Origin of the sequence: Burkholderia sp. AcTa6-5 (genome assembly GCF_017815075.1) — a bacterium.
Lineage (GTDB): Bacteria > Pseudomonadota > Gammaproteobacteria > Burkholderiales > Burkholderiaceae > Burkholderia > Burkholderia sola.
The window spans coordinates 141,343-161,252 of the sequence record NZ_JAGIQE010000017.1; the positions used below are offsets into that span (position 1 = coordinate 141,343).

The 19,910-nt window shown below is 67.1% G+C and carries 14 protein-coding genes; 5 read left to right on the forward strand and 9 right to left on the reverse strand.

What is annotated here, in order from left to right; all coding sequences use genetic code 11:
• Positions 1-147: 147 nt before the first annotated feature.
• The 4 genes from J8I33_RS22720 (at position 148) to J8I33_RS22735 (ending at position 5,392) form a co-directional block, all read left to right on the forward strand.
• Entirely contained in the window at positions 148-1,917 is a 1,770-nt protein-coding gene (locus tag J8I33_RS22720; protein WP_209926782.1) for an ABC transporter ATP-binding protein/permease, read from the forward strand.
• Positions 1,914-2,690 (forward strand): SDR family oxidoreductase, encoded by a 777-nt coding sequence (locus J8I33_RS22725; protein WP_050013137.1) that lies wholly within the window; start codon positions 1,914-1,916, stop codon positions 2,688-2,690. The genes J8I33_RS22720 and J8I33_RS22725 overlap by 4 nt, the downstream gene beginning before the upstream one ends.
• A 130-nt stretch (positions 2,691-2,820) precedes the next feature.
• Positions 2,821-4,083 carry an MFS transporter gene (locus tag J8I33_RS22730; RefSeq protein WP_050013138.1) on the forward strand — a complete coding sequence of 421 codons (1,263 nt, stop codon included), beginning with the start codon at positions 2,821-2,823 and terminating at the stop codon, positions 4,081-4,083.
• Between the two features lie 25 nt (positions 4,084-4,108).
• On the forward strand, positions 4,109-5,392 hold the full coding sequence (locus J8I33_RS22735) for a D-amino acid dehydrogenase (RefSeq protein WP_209926783.1): 1,284 nt from the start codon (positions 4,109-4,111) through the stop codon (positions 5,390-5,392).
• Between the two features lie 99 nt (positions 5,393-5,491).
• On the opposite strand, the gene thpR is transcribed toward J8I33_RS22735, so the two are convergent.
• The 5 genes from thpR to J8I33_RS22760 form a co-directional block, all read right to left on the reverse strand.
• Positions 5,492-6,061, reverse strand: coding sequence for an RNA 2',3'-cyclic phosphodiesterase (gene thpR / locus J8I33_RS22740; protein ID WP_209939105.1), 570 nt, complete (start codon positions 6,059-6,061; stop codon positions 5,492-5,494).
• Positions 6,058-7,548 carry an alanine/glycine:cation symporter family protein gene (locus tag J8I33_RS22745; RefSeq protein ID WP_209939106.1) on the reverse strand — a complete coding sequence of 497 codons (1,491 nt, stop codon included), beginning with the start codon at positions 7,546-7,548 and terminating at the stop codon, positions 6,058-6,060. Before J8I33_RS22745 ends, thpR begins: the two co-directional genes overlap by 4 nt.
• Positions 7,549-7,885: 337 nt before the next feature.
• A complete protein-coding gene (locus J8I33_RS22750; protein WP_050013141.1) occupies positions 7,886-9,352 on the reverse strand; it encodes a glutamate synthase subunit beta in 1,467 nt (488 codons plus the stop codon).
• Between the two features lie 85 nt (positions 9,353-9,437).
• On the reverse strand, positions 9,438-14,141 hold the full coding sequence (locus J8I33_RS22755) for a glutamate synthase-related protein (RefSeq protein WP_209939107.1): 4,704 nt from the start codon (positions 14,139-14,141) through the stop codon (positions 9,438-9,440).
• Positions 14,142-14,429: 288 nt separating this feature from the next.
• A complete protein-coding gene (locus tag J8I33_RS22760; RefSeq protein WP_027783329.1) occupies positions 14,430-15,143 on the reverse strand; it encodes a transposase in 714 nt (237 codons plus the stop codon).
• A 193-nt stretch (positions 15,144-15,336) separates the two neighbouring features.
• Between J8I33_RS22760 and J8I33_RS22765 the strand changes: the two genes are divergently transcribed.
• The gene (locus J8I33_RS22765; protein WP_124557198.1) at positions 15,337-16,068 is read left to right on the forward strand and encodes an OmpW family outer membrane protein; all 732 of its coding nucleotides are present in this window, start codon (positions 15,337-15,339) and stop codon (positions 16,066-16,068) included.
• A 187-nt stretch (positions 16,069-16,255) separates the two neighbouring features.
• On the opposite strand, the gene ugpQ is transcribed toward J8I33_RS22765, so the two are convergent.
• Genes ugpQ through ugpA form a run of 4 tightly spaced genes read right to left on the reverse strand, consistent with a single transcriptional unit; the run spans position 16,256 to position 19,899 of the window.
• Positions 16,256-17,026, reverse strand: coding sequence for a glycerophosphodiester phosphodiesterase (ugpQ, locus tag J8I33_RS22770; RefSeq protein WP_209939108.1), 771 nt, complete (start codon positions 17,024-17,026; stop codon positions 16,256-16,258).
• Positions 17,027-17,054: 28 nt separating this feature from the next.
• Entirely contained in the window at positions 17,055-18,140 is a 1,086-nt protein-coding gene (locus J8I33_RS22775) for a sn-glycerol-3-phosphate import ATP-binding protein UgpC (protein ID WP_050013145.1), read from the reverse strand.
• A 32-nt stretch (positions 18,141-18,172) separates the two neighbouring features.
• Entirely contained in the window at positions 18,173-19,018 is an 846-nt protein-coding gene (ugpE, locus tag J8I33_RS22780) for a sn-glycerol-3-phosphate ABC transporter permease UgpE (protein WP_050013146.1), read from the reverse strand.
• Positions 19,015-19,899, reverse strand: a complete 885-nt coding sequence (gene ugpA, locus J8I33_RS22785) for a sn-glycerol-3-phosphate ABC transporter permease UgpA (protein WP_027783324.1) — start codon at positions 19,897-19,899, stop codon at positions 19,015-19,017. The genes ugpE and ugpA overlap by 4 nt, the downstream gene beginning before the upstream one ends.
• Between the last annotated feature and the right edge of the window lie 11 nt (positions 19,900-19,910).

Here is a 19,910-nt window from a genome sequence, read left to right on the forward strand (position 1 = left end):
TCACCGCCGGTTTTTAAGTGCCGTTTAAGACGCACGGGCGACCATCCGGACGCCCGCCGTCAGTCGGCGCCGCACCCCGGCATGCGTTATCGCGGCGCGCCCCCGGTTTCGCCCGGGCCCGCGCGCCGGCTCATCATCAGGAAGCACATGACCCAATCGATCGATCCCGTCCGCTCCGCCTCCGACGCGCCGCAGGACGAGCGCCCGGTATCCGCATGGAGCCTCATCAAGCCCTACTGGGTATCGTCCGAATGGAAAATCGCGTGGGGGCTGCTGGTCACGATCATCGCGATCAACCTCTGCGTGGTCTGGATCAACGTCCGGCTGAACAAATGGAACGCGCAGTTCTACAACGCGCTGCAGTCGAAGGACGTCCACGACTTCCCGAACCTGCTGATGCAGTTCTCCGCGCTCGCCTTTGCATTCATCATCCTCGCCGTGTACGGCCGCTACCTGCGGCAAATGCTCGGCTTCCGCTGGCGCCAGTGGCTCACCGACCGCTTCCTCGGCCAGTGGCTCGGCGATCGCGCGTTCTACCGGATCGAGCGTGACCGCCTCGCGGACAACCCCGACCAGCGGATCACCGACGACCTCCAGTCGTTCGCGACCACGACGCTCGCGCTGTCGCTCGACCTGCTGTCGACGGTCGTCACGCTCGTGTCGTTCATCACGATCCTGTGGTCGCTCGCCGGCGCGCTGACGTTCACGCTCGGCGCGACGCCGATCGCGATTCCCGGCTACATGGTGTGGGCGGCCGCGCTGTACGCGGTGGTCGGCTCGCTGATCATCCAGAAGGTCGGCCATCCGCTCGTGTCGATCAACTACCAGCAGCAGCGCGTCGAGGCCGATTTCCGCTTCGGGCTGATCCGCGTGCGCGAGAACGCCGAGCAGATCGCGTTCTACGACGGCGAGAAGACCGAGACCGGCAACGCGCAGACCCTCTTCATGCGCATCCGCGACAACTGGTGGCGCGTGATGAAGTACACGAAGCGGCTCACGTTCGTGCTGAGCTTCTACGGACAGATCGCGATCATCTTCCCGCTCGTCGTGGCCGCGCCGCGCTACTTTGCCGGTGCGTTCTCGTTCGGCGTGCTGATGCAGATCTCGTCCGCGTTCGGCACCGTCAGCGATTCGTTCTCGTGGTTCATCAACAGCTACTCGACCCTCGTCGAATGGCGCGCCACCGTCAACCGTCTGCGCGAATTCAAGCGCGTGATGGGCACGTCGCACCTGAAGGAAAGTCTGTCGCCCGCGACCGAGCACGGCGGCATCAACCTGCATTACGTCGACACAGCGAAACTGTCCACGTCGTCGCTGAAGCTCGCGCTGCCGAACGGCAACGCGCTGGCGAACATCGGCGACGTCACGATCGAGCCCGGTTCGCGCTGGCTCGTGATCGGCAAGTCGGGTTCCGGCAAGAGCACGTTCATGCGCGCGCTCGCGGGCCTGTGGCCGTTCGGCGACGGCGCGATCGACGCGCCGGTCGGCGCGCGGATGATGTTCGTGCCGCAAACCAGCTACTTGCCGATCGGCACGCTGAAGGCCGCGCTCACCTATCCGGCGACGCCCGACGCGTTCAGCGACGAAGCGTGCCGCGATGCGCTGCGCGCGTGCCGCCTCGGGGATTACGTCGAGCGCCTCGACGAAACCGCGCACTGGACCCGCGTGCTGTCGCCGGGCGAACAGCAGCGCCTGGCCGGCGCGCGCGTGCTGCTGCACAAGCCCGACTTCCTGTTCCTCGACGAAGCGACCAGCGCGCTCGATGCGGACAACGAAGCGCGCCTCTATCACCTGTTCGCCGAACGGCTGCCGAAGGCCGCGATCGTCAGCATCGCGCACCGCGAATCGCTGGCCGCGTTCCATATCGGCACGATCAACGTCGAGCGCGTGAACGACGACGACAAGGTCGCTGCGTGAGCCCACGCGCCGCGCACCTCGTGCGGATTGCGCTGATCACCGGCGCAGGTGCGGGGATCGGCGCGGCGCTCGCGCGGCGGCTCGCGGCACCCGGCGTCGCGCTGGCGCTGCATGCGCGCGGCGCGGACGATGCGGCACGCGCACGGCTCGCCGACGTCGCACAAGCGTGCACGGCGGCCGGCGCGGAATGCCTGACGCTGACCGGCGATCTCGGCGAGCCGGGTATTGCCGCGACGCTCGTCGATGCCGTCGCCACCCGCTTCGGCCGGCTCGACCAGCTCGTCGCAAACGCCGGCTTCGCCGCGCGGCAATCCTTTTCCGATCTGTCCGCGGATGCGCTCGCGTCCGCGTTCGCGGTGATGCCCGGTGCGTTCTCCGCGCTCGCGGGCCGCGCGCGGCCGCTGCTCGAAGCGTCGGCCGCCCCGCGGATCGTCGCGGTCAGTTCGTTCGTCGCACACCGCTACCGCGCCGATGCGCCGTTCGCGGCGACCGCCGCCGCGAAGGCCGCGCTGGAATCGCTGGTGCGTAGCGCAGCCGCCGAATTCGCCGCGCCCGGCATCACCGTCAACGCGGTCGCACCGGGCTTCACGCGCAAGGACCACGGGCCGAGCGCCGGCAACGCCGCCGCGTGGGCGCAGGCCGAACAGGCGACGCCGCTCGGCCGCATCGCCGAACCCGACGACGTCGCCGCGCTGATCGCGTTCCTGCTGTCGGATGCGGCGCGGCAGATCACCGGCCAGGTCATCCACGTCGACGGCGGCCTGACGCTCTGACGCGTCTTTCCTCCTCCCCGCTTTCCCGCACGACCCTGCATCCGCCTTTTTGGCGCGCCGGAACGCGCCCGTAAAATAACCGCGACGCGACGCGGCAACGCGGGACGAGACAAGAGAGGGGGCGGCAAGCATGCAGGCATTCCAGTGGTTCAACGCATTGTCGACGCGCGAGCGCCGGACGCTGTACGCCGGATTCGGCGGCTATGCGGTCGATGCGTTCGACTTCATGATCTATTCGTTCCTGATTCCGACGCTGATCGCCACCTGGGGCATGACGAAGAGCGAAGCCGGGATGATCGCGACCAGTTCGCTGATCTCGTCGGCGATCGGCGGCTGGGTCGCCGGCATCCTCGCCGACCGCTACGGCCGCGTGCGCGTGCTGCAGTGGACGATCGCGACGTTCGCGCTGTTCACGTGCCTGTCCGGCTTCACGCATTCGTTCTGGCAGCTCCTCGCCACGCGCACGCTGCAGGGTTTCGGCTTCGGCGGCGAATGGTCGGTCGTGACGATCATGATGGCCGAGACGATCCGCTCGCCCGAGCATCGCGCGAAGGCCGTCGGCACCGTGCAGAGCAGCTGGTCGTTCGGCTGGGGCGCGGCCGCGATCCTTTACTGGGCGTTCTTCGCACTGCTGCCCGAGCAGGTCGCGTGGCGCGCGTGCTTCTGGATCGGCATCGTGCCCGCGCTGTGGATCCTGTACATCCGCCGCAACGTCAGCGATCCCGACATCTACACGGCCACGCGCCGCGCGCGCGACGAAGGCCGTGTGTCGGGCCACTTCCTCGAAATCTTCTCGCCGCCGCACCTGCGCGCGACGCTGTTCGGCAGCGCGCTGTGCACCGGCATGCTCGGCGGCTACTACGCGATCACGACGTGGCTGCCCACCTATCTCAAAACCGTGCGTCACCTGTCGGTGTTCAACACGAGCGGCTATCTGGTCGTGCTGATCGTCGGCTCGTTCGTCGGCTACGTGGTCGGCGCGATCCTGTCCGACCGGCTCGGCCGCCGCGCGTCGTTCATCCTGTTCGCGATCGGGTCTTTCTCGCTCGGCATGGCGTACACGATGCTGCCGATCACCGATACCGCGATGCTGCTGCTCGGCTTTCCGCTCGGCATCGTCGTGCAAGGCATCTTCGCGGGCGTCGGCGCGTATCTGTCGGAGCTGTATCCGGGCGCGATCCGCGGCTCGGGCCAGGGCTTCTGCTACAACCTCGGCCGCGGGCTCGGCTCGTTCTTCCCGATCCTCGTCGGCGCGCTGTCGCAATCGATGTCGCTCGTGAAGGCGATCGGCCTCGTCGCGGGCGGCGGCTACCTGCTCGTGATCGTCGCGGCGCTCGTGCTGCCGGAAACGCGCGGCAAGTCGCTCGCCGACGATCCGGCCGTCGCGTCGTGAGCCACCGTTTCATCCCGGACACCGCATGCACGTGATCGTTCTCGGCGCCGGCGTGATCGGCGTCACCACCGCCTGGCACCTGCGCGAAGCAGGCTGCGACGTCACCGTGATCGAACGCGAGGCCGACGTCGCGCAAGCGACCAGCCTCGGCAACGCGGGCGTGATCGCACCCGGCTACGTGACGCCGTGGGCCGCGCCCGGGATGCCCGGCAAGATCCTCAAGTACCTGTTCAAGCCCGCGTCGCCGCTGATCTTCCGGCCGACGCTCGATGCCGCCCAGTGGCGCTGGATCGCGCGCTGGCTGCGCGAATGCGAGTTCGAGCGGTTCCGCGTGAACAAGCAGCGGATGCAGCGCATCGCGTATTACAGCCGCGCGTGCCTGCATGCGTTTCGCGAGCGCTATCCATTCGACTACGGCGCGAGCCGCGGTTACCTGCAACTGCTGCGCGGCGCGTTCGACGTCCAGATGGCGCAGCCCGCGCTGAAGGTGCTGCGCGATGCCGGCATCGCGTTTCGCGAACTGGACGCGGCCGGCTGCACCGCGATCGAGCCGGGCCTGCGCTGGGCGCGGCAGGCGCCCGTCGGCGGCATCTACCTGCCCGACGACGAAGCGGGCGACTGCGCGCGCTTCACGCACGAACTGCGGGCGCTGTGCGAAGCGAACGGCGTGACGTTCAGATTTCGCACCGCGATTCGCATGCTCGATGTCGCGGCCGGCAAGGTGCGCGGCGTGCGGGTCGGCGCGCTCGATGCAGGCGCCGGCGCGCGACGCGACGCCCTGCTCGCCGCCGACGCGATCGTCGTCGCGCTCGGCGTCGACAGCGCCGACCTCTTGCGGCCGCACGGCATCGACGTGCCGCTTTATCCGGTGAAGGGCTACTCGGCCACGCTCGCGGTCGCCGACGATGAAAAGGCGCCCTGCGCCGCGCTGATGGACGAATCGCTGAAGACGGCGATCACGCGCTTCGGCCCGACGCTGCGCGTCGCGGGCACCGCGGAACTCGGCAACCGCCACGCGGCGTTGCGGCAGCAGGCGCTCGACACGCTGATGAAGGTGCTCGACGACTGGTTCCCGCACGCGGCCGATCGCGCGTCGGCGCGTTTCTGGGTCGGCCGCCGGCCGATGACGCCGGACGGGCCGCCGCTGCTCGGCGCGAGCGGGATCGATGGTCTCTGGCTCAATGTCGGCCACGGATCCACCGGCTGGGCGATGTCGATGGGTTCGGGAAAGGTGGTGGCGGATCTCGTCACGGGGCGGACGCCGGAGATCGATCTGTCGGGACTGACGCTCGCGCGTTACCGGCGCTAGCCCGGCCGTCGGGCAGCGTGGGCGACGCGATGCCGCGGCACGCCCGCCTACGACGTTACCGAAAGCACGACCGACCGCGCGAGGCGTCGCCGGAATGGCTCAACCGGCCGCCGCCGCGCCGTCCGCCCGCGCAATCGGCACCGATACGATCGGCCGGTGCGACACGCCTTTGTGCGACAGCCGGCTTTCGAACAGCGTGAGCGCGTCGAACCGCAGCGCGACCGGCCGCTTCACCGCACCGCCGTGCGCCGGCTGCCCGAGCGCATCGTGCGGCAGCCGCGCGAGCGTCACGTGCGGACGGAACGGGCGCCGGTCGGCGGGTATGCCAAGCTCGTGCAGCTTCGCCGACAGCGCGGCATTCAATGCCGCGCACGCCGGTTCGGCGGCCAGTTCCGCGACGATCAGGCGTGCGCGCGGCAGGCTCAGCCACCACGCGATCCGTTCGACCGGCATCGGCGGCAGCGCATGCGCGGCCGCGAGCGCCGGCAAGCAAGCGGCCAGCGCATCGCAGCGCGCCCGTTCGATCGCGCCGACGAACGCGAGCGTCACATGCAGTTGCGCGGGCAGCGGACGCCGCGCGCCCCGCGCGACCGGCAACGCGTGCAGCGCGTCGCGCGACGCCGCATCGGGCATCAGCGCGACGAACACGCGCAGCCGGTCGCCGTTCATGACTCGTTCACCACCGCGCGCGGCGCGGGCGCCACATCAGCCGGGGCCGGACGCTGCGGCAGCGGGCCATGCTCGCCCCATACGTCGGCCGGCAGCACGCGCGCGAGTTCGGGGATCGTGTTGCGCGTAAACACCGGATCGGCGACGCCGGCCGCGCGCTGGCGGCGATAGTCGGCCCACGCCGCGTGCGCATACTTGCCGAGCGCGAGGATCGCGATCAGGTTGATGATCGCCATCAGCCCCATGCTCGTGTCGGCCATCGCCCACACGAGCGGCAGTTGCCCCACGCTGCCGAACATCACCATCCCGAGCACGGCGAGGCGGAACAGCGGCAGCACGCCGCGCCGCTTCGTGATGAATTCGACGTTGCCTTCCGCGTACGCGTAGTTGCCGATCACGGACGAGAACGCGAGGAAGAAGATCGCGACGGCCATGTAGATGCCGCCCCAGTCGCCGACGTGGCTCGAGATCGCGCGCTGCGTGAGCGCCGCGCCTTCCATCCCGGTGCCGAGCTCGTACTGGCCCGACAGCAGGATCACGAACGCGGTCGCGCTGCAGATCACGATCGTGTCGACGAACACGCCGAGCATCTGGATCAACCCTTGCGTGACCGGATGGCGCGTGCTCGCGGTCGCGGCCGCGTTCGGCGCGCTGCCCATCCCCGCCTCGTTCGAGAACAGTCCGCGCTTCACGCCGATCGCGATCGCCTGGCTGACCGCATAGCCGGTCAGGCCGCCGGCCGCCTGTTCGAGGCCGAACGCGCTCTTCACAATCAGCGCGATCACGCCCGGCACCAGCGCGAGATGCGTCGCGACCGCATAGACGGCCAGCGCGAGGTAGCCGATCGCCATCAGCGGCACGATCACCTGCGCGACCGTCGCGATGCGGCGAATCCCGCCGAAGATGATCGGGGCGGAAAGCAGCACGAGGCCAAGGCCGACCGTCTCGCGGCTCCAGCCGAACGACGTATGAAACGCATCGGCGATCGCATTCGCCTGCACCGCGTTGAACACGAAGCCGAACGCGAGGATCAGCGACAGCGAGAACAGCACGCCGAAGCCGCGCGAGCGCAGGCCCGTCTGGATGTAGTACGCGGGGCCGCCGCGATAGCTGCCGTCCGGGTGCGACACCTTGAAGATCTGCGCGAGCGTCGCCTCGACGAACGCGGACGACATCCCGACGAGCGCGGTCATCCACATCCAGAAGATCGCGCCTGGCCCGCCGACCGTCAGCGCGACCGCGACGCCGGCGATGTTGCCGGTGCCGACGCGGCTCGCCAGCCCGGTCGCGAACGCCTGGAACGACGAAATGCTGCCCGGTTCACCCTTGCTGCCGACCAGCTTCATGCTGAGGAGCAGCGCCTTCAGCTGGATCACCCGGAATCGCAACGTGAACCACGCACCGACGCCGAGCAGCAGCGCGATCAGCACGTAGTTCCACAACACGCCGTTGACGGCGTCGATCAGGCCATGCACGAATGCTTCCATCCAGAGTCCTTGTAAATAGCGTCAGTCATGTGCGGCGACCGCGAGCGCGGCCCGAGGGGCGACATGATATGACAGTTCTCAAGGAACATTACAAAATGAAAGAATTGAGATGACGAAAAATCGAGCCCGAATGTCATCAGATTAGACGACGCTTCGCGAAAATAAGGGGCGGCGTCGGGATAGCCATGCCGAAACTTGCGGGCGATGGGGAGATCGGCGATTCAGCCAGTCGATCAAACCGGGCAAGCGCCCGATCGCCCACGGGCTTCGGAAATAAAAAAGCCGGGCGTCCTCTCGGACGCCCGGCGTTCATCGAAACCCGCTCGCGCGATTCAGCTCAGCGCGGCAGTTCCGAATGCCCCATCAGGTATGCATCGACCGAGCGCGCGCACTGGCGGCCTTCGCGGATCGCCCACACCACGAGCGACTGGCCGCGACGCATGTCGCCTGCCGCGAACACCTTGTCGACCGACGTGTAGTACGAACGATCGCCTTCGGTCGCCGCGCGCGCATTGCCGCGCGCGTCCTTCGCGACGCCGAACGCGTCGAGCACCGGCGCGGCCGGTTGCGTGAAGCCCATCGCGAGCAGCACGAGATCGGCCTTCATCTCGAACTCGGAACCCGGCACTTCCTGCATCTTGCCGTCCTTCCACTCGACGCGCACCGCGATCAGCTTCTCGACCTTGCCGTTCTTGCCTTCGAGACGCTTCGTCGCGACCGCCCAGTCACGCTCGCAGCCTTCCTCATGCGACGACGACGTGCGCAGCTTGATCGGCCAGTATGGCCACACGAGCGGCTTGTTTTCCTCTTCCGGCGGCTGCGGCAGCAGCTCGAACTGCGTGACCTGCTTCGCGCCGTGGCGATTCGACGTGCCGACGCAGTCCGAACCCGTATCGCCGCCACCGATCACGATCACGTGCTTGCCCTTCGCGAGCAGCTGGTCGACGAGCTTGTCGCCCGCGTTCACGCGGTTCTGCTGCGGCAGGAAGTCCATCGCGAAATGAACGCCCGCGAGTTCGCGGCCCGGCACCGGCAGGTCACGCGGCGTTTCCGAACCGCCGGCGATCACGACCGCGTCGAACTCTTCCTTCAGCGTGTCCGGCGAGATGGTTTCCTTCGCGAGGCTGCCGATCGACTCGGGCAGCGGCTCCTTGCCGATGAACACGCTGGTGCGGAACGTCACGCCTTCCGCTTCCATCTGGCGCATGCGGCGATCGATCAGCCACTTCTCGAGCTTGAAATCGGGAATCCCGTAACGCAGCAGGCCGCCGATACGGTCGTTCTTCTCGAACACCGTCACGTCGTGGCCCGCGCGCGCGAGCTGCTGCGCGGCGGCGAGGCCCGCGGGGCCCGAACCGACGACCGCGACCTTCTTGCCGGTCTTGTGCTCGGCCGGCAGCGGCTTCACCCAGCCTTCGCCCCAAGCCTTGTCGATGATCGCGTGCTCGATCGACTTGATGCCGACCGGGTCGTCGTTGATCCCGAGCGTGCACGCCGCCTCGCACGGCGCCGGGCAGATGCGGCCCGTGAACTCGGGGAAGTTGTTGGTCGAGTGGAGGACTTCGATCGCCTGCTGCCAGTCCTGGCGGTAAACGAGATCGTTGAAGTCCGGGATGATGTTGTTGACCGGGCAGCCGTTGTTGCAGAACGGGATGCCGCAATCCATGCAGCGCGCGCCCTGGACCTTCGCGTCCGCGTCGGTCAGCGCCGCGACGAATTCCTTGTAGTGCTTCACGCGCGTGAGCGGTGCTTCGTACGCCTCGTGGCGGCGTTCGAACTCCAGAAAACCGGTTGCCTTGCCCATAAGGTGCTCTTCTGTTCGATGTATCGGGTGGGGGAGCCGCGCGCGGCCGTGAGGCGCGCGCGGCATTCGCTATGTCGTTCGTCGCTCAGGCGGCCAGCACTTCCTTCGCCGCCTTCTTCGCACCGATCTCGCCCAGCGCGCGCTTGTATTCGTGCGGGAACACCTTCACGAACTGGCGGCGCGCCGCGTCCCAGTTTTCCAGCAGCGACTTCGCGCGCGGCGAACCCGTGAACTGGAAATGACGCTCGACGAGCCCCTTGAGCAGCGCTTCGTCCGTCGTGCCTTCGTGCCAGAGCGCGCGGTCGACCGTGCGCTCCTGTTCGGCCTGCTGCAGCACCGGCTCGAGCGCGACCATCGACTTGTTGCACTTGGCCGCGAACGCACCTTCCGGATCGTAGATGTACGCGAGGCCGCCCGACATGCCGGCCGCGAAGTTGCGCCCGGTCTCGCCGAGCACGACGACCGTGCCGCCCGTCATGTATTCGCAACCGTGGTCGCCCGTGCCTTCGACGACCGCCGTCGCGCCCGAGTTGCGCACGCAGAAGCGCTCGCCCGCGACGCCGCGGAAGAACGCCTCGCCTTCGATCGCGCCGTACATCACCGTGTTGCCGCAGATGATGTTTTCCTCGGACTTGCCGCGGAAGTCGTTGGTCGGACGGATGATGATCCGGCCGCCCGACAGGCCCTTGCCGACGTAGTCGTTACCGTCGCCGACGAGGTCGAGCGTCACGCCCTTCGCGAGGAACGCGCCGAAGCTCTGGCCGGCCGTGCCCTTCAGCTGGATGTGCACCGCGTCGTCGGCCAGGCCGTCGTGGCCGTGCTTCTTCGCGATCACGCCCGACAGCATCGCGCCGACCGTCCGGTTCACGTTGCGCACCGGCTGGATGAACGACACGTGCTCGCCGTTCTCGATTGCGGCCTTCGCCTTCTCGATCAGCACGTGGTCAAGCGCGCGCTCGAGGCCGTGATCCTGCACGTCGACGTGACGCGGCGCGACGTCCTCGCACTCTTCCGGCTGGTAGAACACGCGCGAGAAGTCGAGGCCCTTCGCCTTCCAGTGCTCGATGCCCTTGCGGGTGTCGAGCAGGTCGGCGCGACCGATCAGGTCGTCGAACTTCGCGATGCCGAGCTGCGCCATGATCTCGCGCACTTCCTCGGCGACGAAGAAGAAGTAGTTCACGACGTGCTCGGGCTGGCCCTTGAACTTCGCGCGCAGCACCGGATCCTGCGTCGCGACGCCGACCGGGCACGTGTTCAGGTGGCACTTGCGCATCATGATGCAGCCTTCGACGACGAGCGGCGCCGTCGCGAAGCCGAATTCGTCCGCGCCGAGCAGCGCGCCGATCACGACGTCGCGGCCGGTCTTCATCTGGCCGTCGGCCTGCACGCGGATGCGGCCGCGCAGGCGGTTCAGCACCAGCGTCTGCTGCGTTTCGGCCAGGCCGAGCTCCCACGGCGTGCCCGCATGCTTGACCGACGACAGCGGCGACGCGCCCGTGCCGCCGTCATGGCCGGCGATCACGACGTGATCGGCCTTCGCCTTCGCGACACCGGCCGCGACCGTGCCCACGCCCACTTCCGACACGAGCTTCACGGAGATGCTCGCGCTCGGGTTCACGTTCTTCAGGTCGTGGATCAGCTGCGCCAGATCCTCGATCGAGTAGATGTCGTGGTGCGGCGGCGGCGAGATCAGGCCGACGCCCGGCACCGAGTAACGCAGCTTGCCGATGTATTCCGACACCTTGTGGCCCGGCAGCTGGCCGCCTTCGCCCGGCTTCGCGCCCTGCGCCATCTTGATCTGGATCTGGTCGGCCGATGCGAGGTACTCGGCGGTGACGCCGAAGCGGCCCGACGCGACCTGCTTGATCTTCGAGCGCAGCGAATCGCCGTCCTTCAGCGGAATGTCGCTGACGATCTCGTCGCCGATCACCGACTTCAGCGTCTCGCCCGCCTTGATCGGAATGCCGCGCAGTTCGTTGCGATAGCGCTTCTGGTCCTCGCCGCCTTCGCCGGTGTTCGACTTGCCGCCGATCCGGTTCATCGCGACCGCGAGCGTCGCGTGCGCTTCGGTGCTGATCGAGCCGAGCGACATCGCGCCGGTCGCGAAGCGCTTGACGATCTCCTTCGCCGGCTCGACGTCGTCGATCGGGATCGCCCTGGTCGGCTCGACCTTGAATTCGAACAGGCCGCGGAACGTCATGTGACGCTTGGTCTGGTCGTTGATCAGGTGCGCGTATTCCTTGTACGTCTGGTACGAGTTGCTGCGCGTCGCGTGCTGCAGCTTCGCGATCGAATCCGGCGTCCACATGTGGTCTTCGCCGCGCACGCGGTACGCGTACTCGCCGCCCGCGTCGAGCATGTCGCGCAGGACCGGGCTGTCGCCGAACGCATCGCGGTGCAGGCGGATCGCCTCTTCCGCGACTTCGAACAGGCCGATGCCGCCGACCTTCGACGCCGTGCCCTTGAAGTACTTCTCGACGAGGTCGCTCGACAGGCCGAGCGCTTCGAAGATCTGCGCGCCCGTGTACGACATGTACGTCGAGATGCCCATCTTCGACATCACCTTCTGCAGGCCCTTGCCGACCGCCTTCGTGAAGTTGTAGACGGCCTTCTCCGGCGACAGGTCGCCCGGCAGGCCTTCGGCCATCTTCGCGAGCGTTTCCATCGCGAGGTACGGGTGCACGGCTTCCGCGCCGTAGCCCGCGAGCAGCGCGAAGTGGTGCGTTTCACGCGCGGAGCCGGTCTCGACGACGAGGCCCGTGCTCGTGCGCAGCCCTTGCTGGACGAGGTGCGTGTGGATCGCCGACGTGGCGAGCAGCGCGGGAATCGCGACGTGCTCGGCGTCCGTCTTGCGGTCCGACACGATCAGCATGTTGTAGCCCGACTTCACCGCGTCGACGGCTTCCGCGCACAGCGACGCGAGGCGCGCCTCGATGCCTTCCTTGCCCCAGGCGACCGGATAGCAGATGTTGAGCTCGTACGCGCTGAACTTGCCGCCCGTGTACTGGTCGATCGCGCGGATCTTCGCGATGTCCTTGAAGTCGAGCACCGGCTGCGACACTTCGAGACGCATCGGCGGGTTGATGTTGTTCGTGTCGAGCAGGTTCGGCTTCGGGCCGATGAACGACACGAGCGACATCACCATGTTCTCGCGGATCGGGTCGATCGGCGGGTTCGTGACCTGCGCGAACAGCTGCTTGAAGTAGTGATAGAGCGTCTTGTTCTTGTTCGACATCACCGCGAGCGGCGAGTCGTTGCCCATCGAACCGACGGCTTCCTCGCCCTGCTGCGCCATCGGCGCCATCAGGAACTTCAGGTCTTCCTGCGTATAGCCGAACGCCTGCTGGCGGTCGAGCAGCGCGGCGCCCTGCGTGCGGCCGGCCGCGACTTCCTCGGCCTTCGGCTCGATCTCGTCGAGCTTGATGCGCACCGCGTCGATCCAGCTCTTGTACGGCTTCGCGTTCGCGAGGTTGTCCTTCAGTTCCTTGTCGTCGATGATGCGGCCGTGTTCCATGTCGATCAGGAACATCTTGCCCGGCTGCAGGCGCCACTTCTTGACGATCTTCGATTCGGGGATCGGCAGCGTGCCGGCTTCCGACGCCATGATGACGAGGTCGTCGTCGGTCACGATGTAGCGCGCCGGGCGCAGGCCGTTACGGTCGAGCGTCGCGCCGATCTGGCGGCCGTCGGTGAACGCGATCGCGGCCGGGCCGTCCCACGGCTCCATCATCGCGGCGTGGTATTCGTAGAACGCGCGGCGGTTCTCGTCCATCAGCGTGTGCTGTTCCCACGCTTCCGGGATCATCATCATCACCGCGTGCACGAGCGGGTAGCCGGCCATCACCAGCAGTTCGAGACAGTTGTCGAACGATGCGGTATCCGACTGGCCCGGGTAGATCAGCGGCCACAGCTTCGGCAGATCGTCGGCGAGCACGTGCGACGCGATCGCGCCGGTACGCGCGTTCAGCCAGTTCACGTTGCCCTTCACGGTGTTGATCTCGCCGTTGTGCGCGATCATCCGGTACGGGTGAGCCAGCTCCCACGCCGGGAACGTGTTGGTCGAGAAGCGCTGGTGCACGAGCGCGAGCGCCGACACGACGCGCGGGTCCTGCAGGTCGCGGTAGTACACGCCGACCTGGCCGGCCAGCAGCAGCCCCTTGTAGACGACCGTGCGCGCCGACATCGACGGCACGAAGTATTCCTTGCCGTGCTTGAGCTTCAGCGCCTGGATGCGGTGGCTCGCCGTCTTGCGGATCACGTACAGCTTCCGCTCGAGCGCGTCCGTCACCATGATGTCCTTGCCGCGGCCGATGAAGATCTGGCGGATCAGCGGCTCGCTCGCCTTCACCGTCGGCGAGATCGGCATCGCATGGTCGACCGGCACGTCGCGCCAGCCGAGCACGACCTGGCCTTCGGCCTTCACCGTACGCTCGAGCTCCTGCTCGCACGCGAGACGCGATGCGTTTTCCTTCGGCAGGAAGATCATCCCCACCCCGTATTCGCCGGCCGGCGGCAGGTCCACGCCCTGCTTCGCCATTTCCTCGCGATAGAACGCGTCCGGAATCTGGATCAGGATGCCCGCGCCGTCGCCCATCAGCGGATCGGCGCCGACCGCGCCGCGGTGATCGAGGTTCTCGAGGATCTTCAGACCCTGCTGAATGATCTCGTGACTCTTCTTGCCCTTGATGTGAGCGACGAAGCCGACGCCGCAGGCGTCGTGTTCGTTTTGCGGGTCGTACAGACCTTGTGCGGCGGGCACCGCGGCGAGCGGCTGCTGGTGGTCGTTCATGGGGACACCGTCGTAAAGGGGGCCTGGAGGCCGTTGAACCGTTTTCTTGTTGCCATCGATCCCGCTCCCGGCGGGAGACGGCGCGGCCGACGGTGGTTGGGCAGGCTTCGCCCGGGCCACCGGAATTCGGAATATACGCGACGAATCAAGGGAATAGCAACAAAAACCGCTTGATCGAACCCCAATTAAATGAGTGCCTTGATGTGGTGCCTTTTTATTAGGGACGTATCGATTTGGTGCAAAAAGAAGCGGCGCCCGCTGCGCCGCTTCCAGCCTGCCTTTCCGGGGTTACTGCTGGATCGGCGGCGTGTTCTCGCGCACCTTTCTGGGGCGTCCGCGCGGCAACGGCGACACGCGCCGGTTCGCGGTGCGCGCCGCCCACTCGCGGTAATTCTCGCCGCCGAGCACCCAGCCCTTCAGCGTCGCCTGCTGCAGCTGGTCGGCCTGCCGCTCGTCGAGCGGCTGCTCGCACAGCTCCTTGTACGCGCGCTGGCGGTCGAACGGCGTGTTGCCGAGCGCCCAGTAGAGCGGATGGTCGGTGATCAGGCTGTCGACGGTGAGCCCGACGTGATGCCGGTAGCTCGACCAGCGATAGGCCTCGGGCGTCGCGACGAGCTGCGAGCGCACCGGGCTCATCTCGACCACGCGGCTCGCGAGCAGGAAATAGCGCTCGCCTTCGATCACCGTCGCCCGATAGCGGCCTTCCCACAGCGTGCCGCGCCGCGAATAGCGCCGGTTGAAATGCGCGACGTAGCGACGGCCGACGGCCTGCATCGCCTTCGGCAGGCTGGCCTCGTCGCTCGGCGTCACGAGCAGTTGCACCTGGCGCGGCAGCAGCACGTAGGCATGCACCGACAGGTGGTGATCGCGTGCGGCGGCCTTCAGGCAATCGATGAAGAGTTCGTAGTCCTGGTCGTCGACGAACGCGGGTTGCTGATCCAGGCCGCGCAGTATCACGTGCTGCGGCTGGTCGGGAACGTAGAGTCGTGCTAACCGTGCCATGCTGAATGTCCGTTTGAACGCGTTAGGAAATACCCGGAGGTCCGAAATTGCGCACCTGCGTAGAATGCCTGCCCCAGCGGCGCGCGTAAGCGTACGGTCGTGCGAATCCTAGGGAGAAAACTCTAACTTACGAGCTTGTTTGGTTTTAAACGCAGTCGTCATAATGAGCACGCCTTTGATCGGAGGAGACACAATGAAACGAAAACTGGCCATTACGGGGGCCGCAGCGCTCGCATTCGCATTCGCGGGCGGTACGGCACACGCACAATCCGCAGGTGATTTCTACGTCAGCACCGGCTGGCTGCACCTTTCGCCGCAGGACAGCAGCGACCCGCTGTTCGTCTACCGCGTGGGCGGCACGCCCATCAACCAATCCATTCCCAACACCGGCGCTGGCATCAACGACGCCGACACGCTGGGCCTCGCGGCGGGCTACTTCGTCACCGACCATATCTCCACCGAGCTCGTGATGGGGATACCGCCGAAGTTCGACATTACCGGCAAGGGTCAGTTCGAAAGATTCGGCGTACTCGGCCGTGCGTACCAGTGGAGCCCCGCCGTGTTGCTGCGCTACCACTTCAACGACGCCAATGCGAAGTTCCGTCCGTATGTCGGCGTCGGCGCGACGTACGTCTGGTTCACCGGCGCGAAGATCACGAACAGCAGCTTCGAGAACGGCGTGCTCGGCGGCCCGACCAGCGCGACGACCAGCAACCAGTGGGCGCCCGTCTTCAACGCCGGCTTCACGTACAACTTCACCAAACACTGGTTCGCGGGGCTGTCGCTCTCGTACATCCCGGTCAAGGTGACCGCGACCTTCACGACGGCCCGCCGGACGCCGGTCGGTACCCTGACCGAAACGTCGAAGGCGAGGATCTCGCTGAACCCGATCGTCACGTACCTGAACGTCGGCTACCGCTTCTAAGCGTAGTCGAATATTTGGGGAATGGTTAATCCTGCTGCAATTTGTAGCGGATTTTTCCTGACGTAACGTCTCCACGATGCAAAACGCCCCGGCGGGAATCCCGTCGGGGCGTCGTTTTTTCGCGTCAGGCACGTTTCGCGCAACGGTTTCGCCAGCGCCGCCGCGGCGCAAGCCGTGGCTGCGGCCATCAGACGGCGTCGATGTCGTCCAGCGCGTCGGGCGCAATCAGATCGATGCGGTCCGTGCAGATGGCATCGACGCCCCAACGCGCGAGTTCGCGCGCCCGTTCGAGGTCGTTCACCGTGTAAACCAGGATGCGCAGCCCGGCGGCCTTGATCGCGCGCACGAGCGGTTCGTCGAGCCGACTGTGGTCTGCATGCAACGATACGCAGCCGAGCGCATCGATCACCTGCGCCTGCCAGTCGTCCGGCACGACTTCGTAGAGCATCCCGCGCGGCAGGCCCGGCACGGTCGCGCGCGCCTGCTGCAATGCGTCGAACGAGAATGACGACAGCAGCGGCGCCACCGCGGCATCGCGCCAGTACGCGGCCGCGTCGGCCGCCACACGCTGCCCGGTTTCGCGTTCGCGCCCCGGGCACGGCTTGATCTCGACGTTCGCGGCCAGCCCGTGCGCGATGCAGCGCGCCGCGGCCGCCTCCAGCGTCGGCATCCGTTCGCCCGCGAAGCGGGCATCGCGCCACGCGCCCGCGTCGAGCGCGGCCAGCGCCGCATAACGCATGCCCGCCGCCGCGCCCTGCCCATTCGACGTGCGATCGACCGTGTCGTCGTGCAGCAGGAACGTCACGTCGTCGGCCGACAGCTTCGCATCGAACTCGACCATCCGGTGGCCGCGGCGCGCACCCTCGTCGAGTGCGGCGAGCGTGTTCTCCGGCGCGAGCGTGCCGCCGCCGCGATGGGCGACGACGCGCGGATAGGGCCAGTCGGTACGGGATGTCATCGTCGGTCTCTCGGCAGGTGCAGCAGGTTCAGCCGGCACGCTTGCCGGTCTCGGGATCGAAGAAATGCAGCCGGTGCGCAGGCAGCGCAGCCGCGAGCGCCGTGCCGCGCGCGGGACGATCCGCGTGCGGCAGGCGCACCGCGACATCGTGATTGCCCCAACGGCCGTGCGCGAGATTGTCCGCGCCGAGCAGTTCGCACGAGTCGACCGGCAGCGTCGCCTGCGCGACGCCCGGCTGCGGCGTCATGTGTTCGGGACGCACGCCGAGCACCCAGTCGCGCCCGGTGGCGATCTCCGTGCCGATGCCGGGCGCGCCGGCGACCGGCAGCGCGGGGCCGCCGCCCGCAACCGTAAACGTCGCGCCGTCGTCCGACAGCCGGCCGTGCATCAGGTTCATCGCCGGCGAGCCGATGAAGCCCGCGACGAACACCGTCGCCGGCTTCTCGTACACGTCGACCGGCGCGCCGATCTGCTCCGCGTAGCCGCGGTTCATCACGATCACGCGCTGCGCGAGCGTCATCGCCTCGATCTGGTCGTGCGTCACGTACACGCTCGTCGTCGCGAGCCGCGCATGCAGCCGCTGGATCTCGAGCCGCATCTGCACGCGCAATTTCGCGTCGAGGTTCGACAACGGCTCGTCGAACAGGAACACCGACGGCTCGCGGACGATCGCGCGCCCCATCGCCACGCGCTGCCGCTGGCCGCCCGACAGTTCGCGCGGCCGCCGCGCGAGCAGCGGCTCGAGCTCGAGGATCTTCGCGGCCGCGGCCACCCGCGCATCGATCGTCGCGCGCTCGATCCCGCGGATCTTCAGCCCGTAGCCCATGTTCTGCGCGACCGTCATGTGCGGGTACAGCGCATAGTTCTGGAACACCATCGCGATGTCGCGGTCCTTCGGCTCCAGCGTGTTGACGACCCGGTCGCCGATCGCGATCTCGCCGTCCGTCACGCTCTCGAGCCCCGCGATCATCCGCAGCAACGTCGACTTGCCGCAGCCCGACGGGCCGACCAACACGATGAATTCACCGTCGGCGATCTCCACGTCGATGCCATGCAGCACGTGCTGCTTGCCGTCGTAGGATTTCCTGACGCCCTTCAAGCTCAGCGCAGCCATACCTGGTCCTTCTCCCGGTTACCGTCGGTCATTCATTTCTCGGAATCGACGAGGCCGCGCACGAACCAGCGCTGCATCGCCAGCACGACGACGAGCGGCGGGATCATCGCCAGCAGCGTCGCCGCCATCACGTATTGCCATTCGGTCGCGGCGTCGCCGCTCGCGATCATCGTCTTGATGCCCACCACCGCAGTCGACAGCGACGCTTCCGTCGTGATCAGGATCGGCCACAGATACTGGTTCCAGCCGTAGATGAACGTGATCACGAACAGCGCGGCGATGCTCGTCTTCGACAGCGGCAGCACGACGTCCCAGAAGAAGCGCAGCGGCCCCGCGCCGTCGATGCGCGCCGCGTCCATCAGCTCGTCGGGCAGCGTCATGAAGAACTGGCGGAACAGGAACGTCGCGGTCGCCGATGCGATCAGCGGCAGCGAGAGCCCCGCGTAGGTGTTCGTCAGGTGCAGCGTCGACACGACCTGCACGGTCGGAAAGATCCGCACTTCCACCGGCAGCATCAGCGTGACGAAGATCAGCCAGAACGCCGTATTGCGGAACGGGAAGCGGAAATAGACGATCGCGTACGCGGACAGGATCGACACCGCGATCTTGCCGACCGCGATCCCGAGCGCCATCGCGAAGCTGTTCACGAGCAGCCGGCCGAACGGCGCCGTCGTGCCGCCGCTGCCGTGCCCCCAGATGTACGCGACGTTCTCGAACAGGTGCGTGCTCGGCACGAGCGACAGCGGCACCGTGAACACTTCCTGCGCGTTCATCGTCGCCGCGCAGAACGCGACGTAGACGGGAAACACGATCAGCACGACACCCGCGATCAGCACCGCGTGGCAGAACAGGTCGAAGCCCTTGCGATTTTCGATCATGCGTATTGCACCCTGCGCTCGACGAAGCGGAACTGGATCACTGTGAGCCCCACGACGATGATCATCAGCACGACCGACTGCGCGCCCGAACTGCCGATGTCGAGCCCCTGGAAGCCCTCCGCGAAGATCTTGTAGATCAGCGTCTTGGTGCTCTGCGCCGGGCCGCCGCCGGTGGCCGCGTCGATCACCGGGAACGTGTCGAAGAACGCGTAGACGAGGTTCACGACCAGCAGGAAGAAACTCGTCGGCGACAGCAGCGGCAGCACGATGTTGAAGAAGCGCCGCACCGGCCCCGCGCCGTCGATCGCGGCCGCCTCGATCAGCGAGCGCGGAATCGCCTGCAGCCCCGCGTAGAAGAACAGGAAGTTGTAGCTCACCTGCTTCCACACCGACGCCAGCACGACGAGGAACATCGCCTGGCCGCCGTTCAGCGCGTGGTTCCACACGATGCCGCCCTTCGCGAGCGCATACGTGATCAGGCCGATGCTCGGGTTGAACAGGAACGCCCACAGCACGGCCGCGATCGTCGGCGCGACCGCGTACGGCCAGATCAGCAGCGTGCGGTACACGCGCGCGCCGCGAATCACGCGGTCGGCGCATGCGGCCAGCAACAGCGACACGACGAGCCCGCTCACGGTGACGAGCGAACTGAACACAAGCGTCGTGCGGAACGAATCGAGATACAGCGGATCGGCGAACAGGTGCGTGAAATTCGCGAAGCCGACGAATTCGCTCGACGTGCCGAACGCGTCCTGCATCTGCGTGGACTGCCACAGCGCGACGCCGGCCGGCCACAGGAAGAACACGGCGGTGATCGCGAGCTGCGGCGCGATCAGCAGGTACGGCACCGGGCTCGTACCGAAACGGGAACGGGATTGCATCGCGGATATCC

Excerpts from the sequence above, each read along its gene's own strand:
- J8I33_RS22720 (WP_209926782.1), top strand. The coding sequence starts at position 148 with ATGACCCAATCGATCGATCCCGTCCGCTCCGCCTCCGACGCGCCGCAG.
- J8I33_RS22730 (WP_050013138.1), top strand. The coding sequence starts at position 2,821 with ATGCAGGCATTCCAGTGGTTCAACGCATTGTCGACGCGCGAGCGCCGG.
- J8I33_RS22735 (WP_209926783.1), top strand. The coding sequence starts at position 4,109 with ATGCACGTGATCGTTCTCGGCGCCGGCGTGATCGGCGTCACCACCGCC.
- thpR (WP_209939105.1), bottom strand. The coding sequence starts at position 6,061 with ATGAACGGCGACCGGCTGCGCGTGTTCGTCGCGCTGATGCCCGATGCG.
- J8I33_RS22745 (WP_209939106.1), bottom strand. The coding sequence starts at position 7,548 with ATGGAAGCATTCGTGCATGGCCTGATCGACGCCGTCAACGGCGTGTTG.
- J8I33_RS22750 (WP_050013141.1), bottom strand. The coding sequence starts at position 9,352 with ATGGGCAAGGCAACCGGTTTTCTGGAGTTCGAACGCCGCCACGAGGCG.
- J8I33_RS22755 (WP_209939107.1), bottom strand. The coding sequence starts at position 14,141 with ATGAACGACCACCAGCAGCCGCTCGCCGCGGTGCCCGCCGCACAAGGT.
- J8I33_RS22760 (WP_027783329.1), bottom strand. The coding sequence starts at position 15,143 with ATGGCACGGTTAGCACGACTCTACGTTCCCGACCAGCCGCAGCACGTG.
- J8I33_RS22765 (WP_124557198.1), top strand. The coding sequence starts at position 15,337 with ATGAAACGAAAACTGGCCATTACGGGGGCCGCAGCGCTCGCATTCGCA.
- ugpQ (WP_209939108.1), bottom strand. The coding sequence starts at position 17,026 with ATGACATCCCGTACCGACTGGCCCTATCCGCGCGTCGTCGCCCATCGC.
- J8I33_RS22775 (WP_050013145.1), bottom strand. The coding sequence starts at position 18,140 with ATGGCTGCGCTGAGCTTGAAGGGCGTCAGGAAATCCTACGACGGCAAG.
- ugpE (WP_050013146.1), bottom strand. The coding sequence starts at position 19,018 with ATGATCGAAAATCGCAAGGGCTTCGACCTGTTCTGCCACGCGGTGCTG.
- ugpA (WP_027783324.1), bottom strand. The coding sequence starts at position 19,899 with ATGCAATCCCGTTCCCGTTTCGGTACGAGCCCGGTGCCGTACCTGCTG.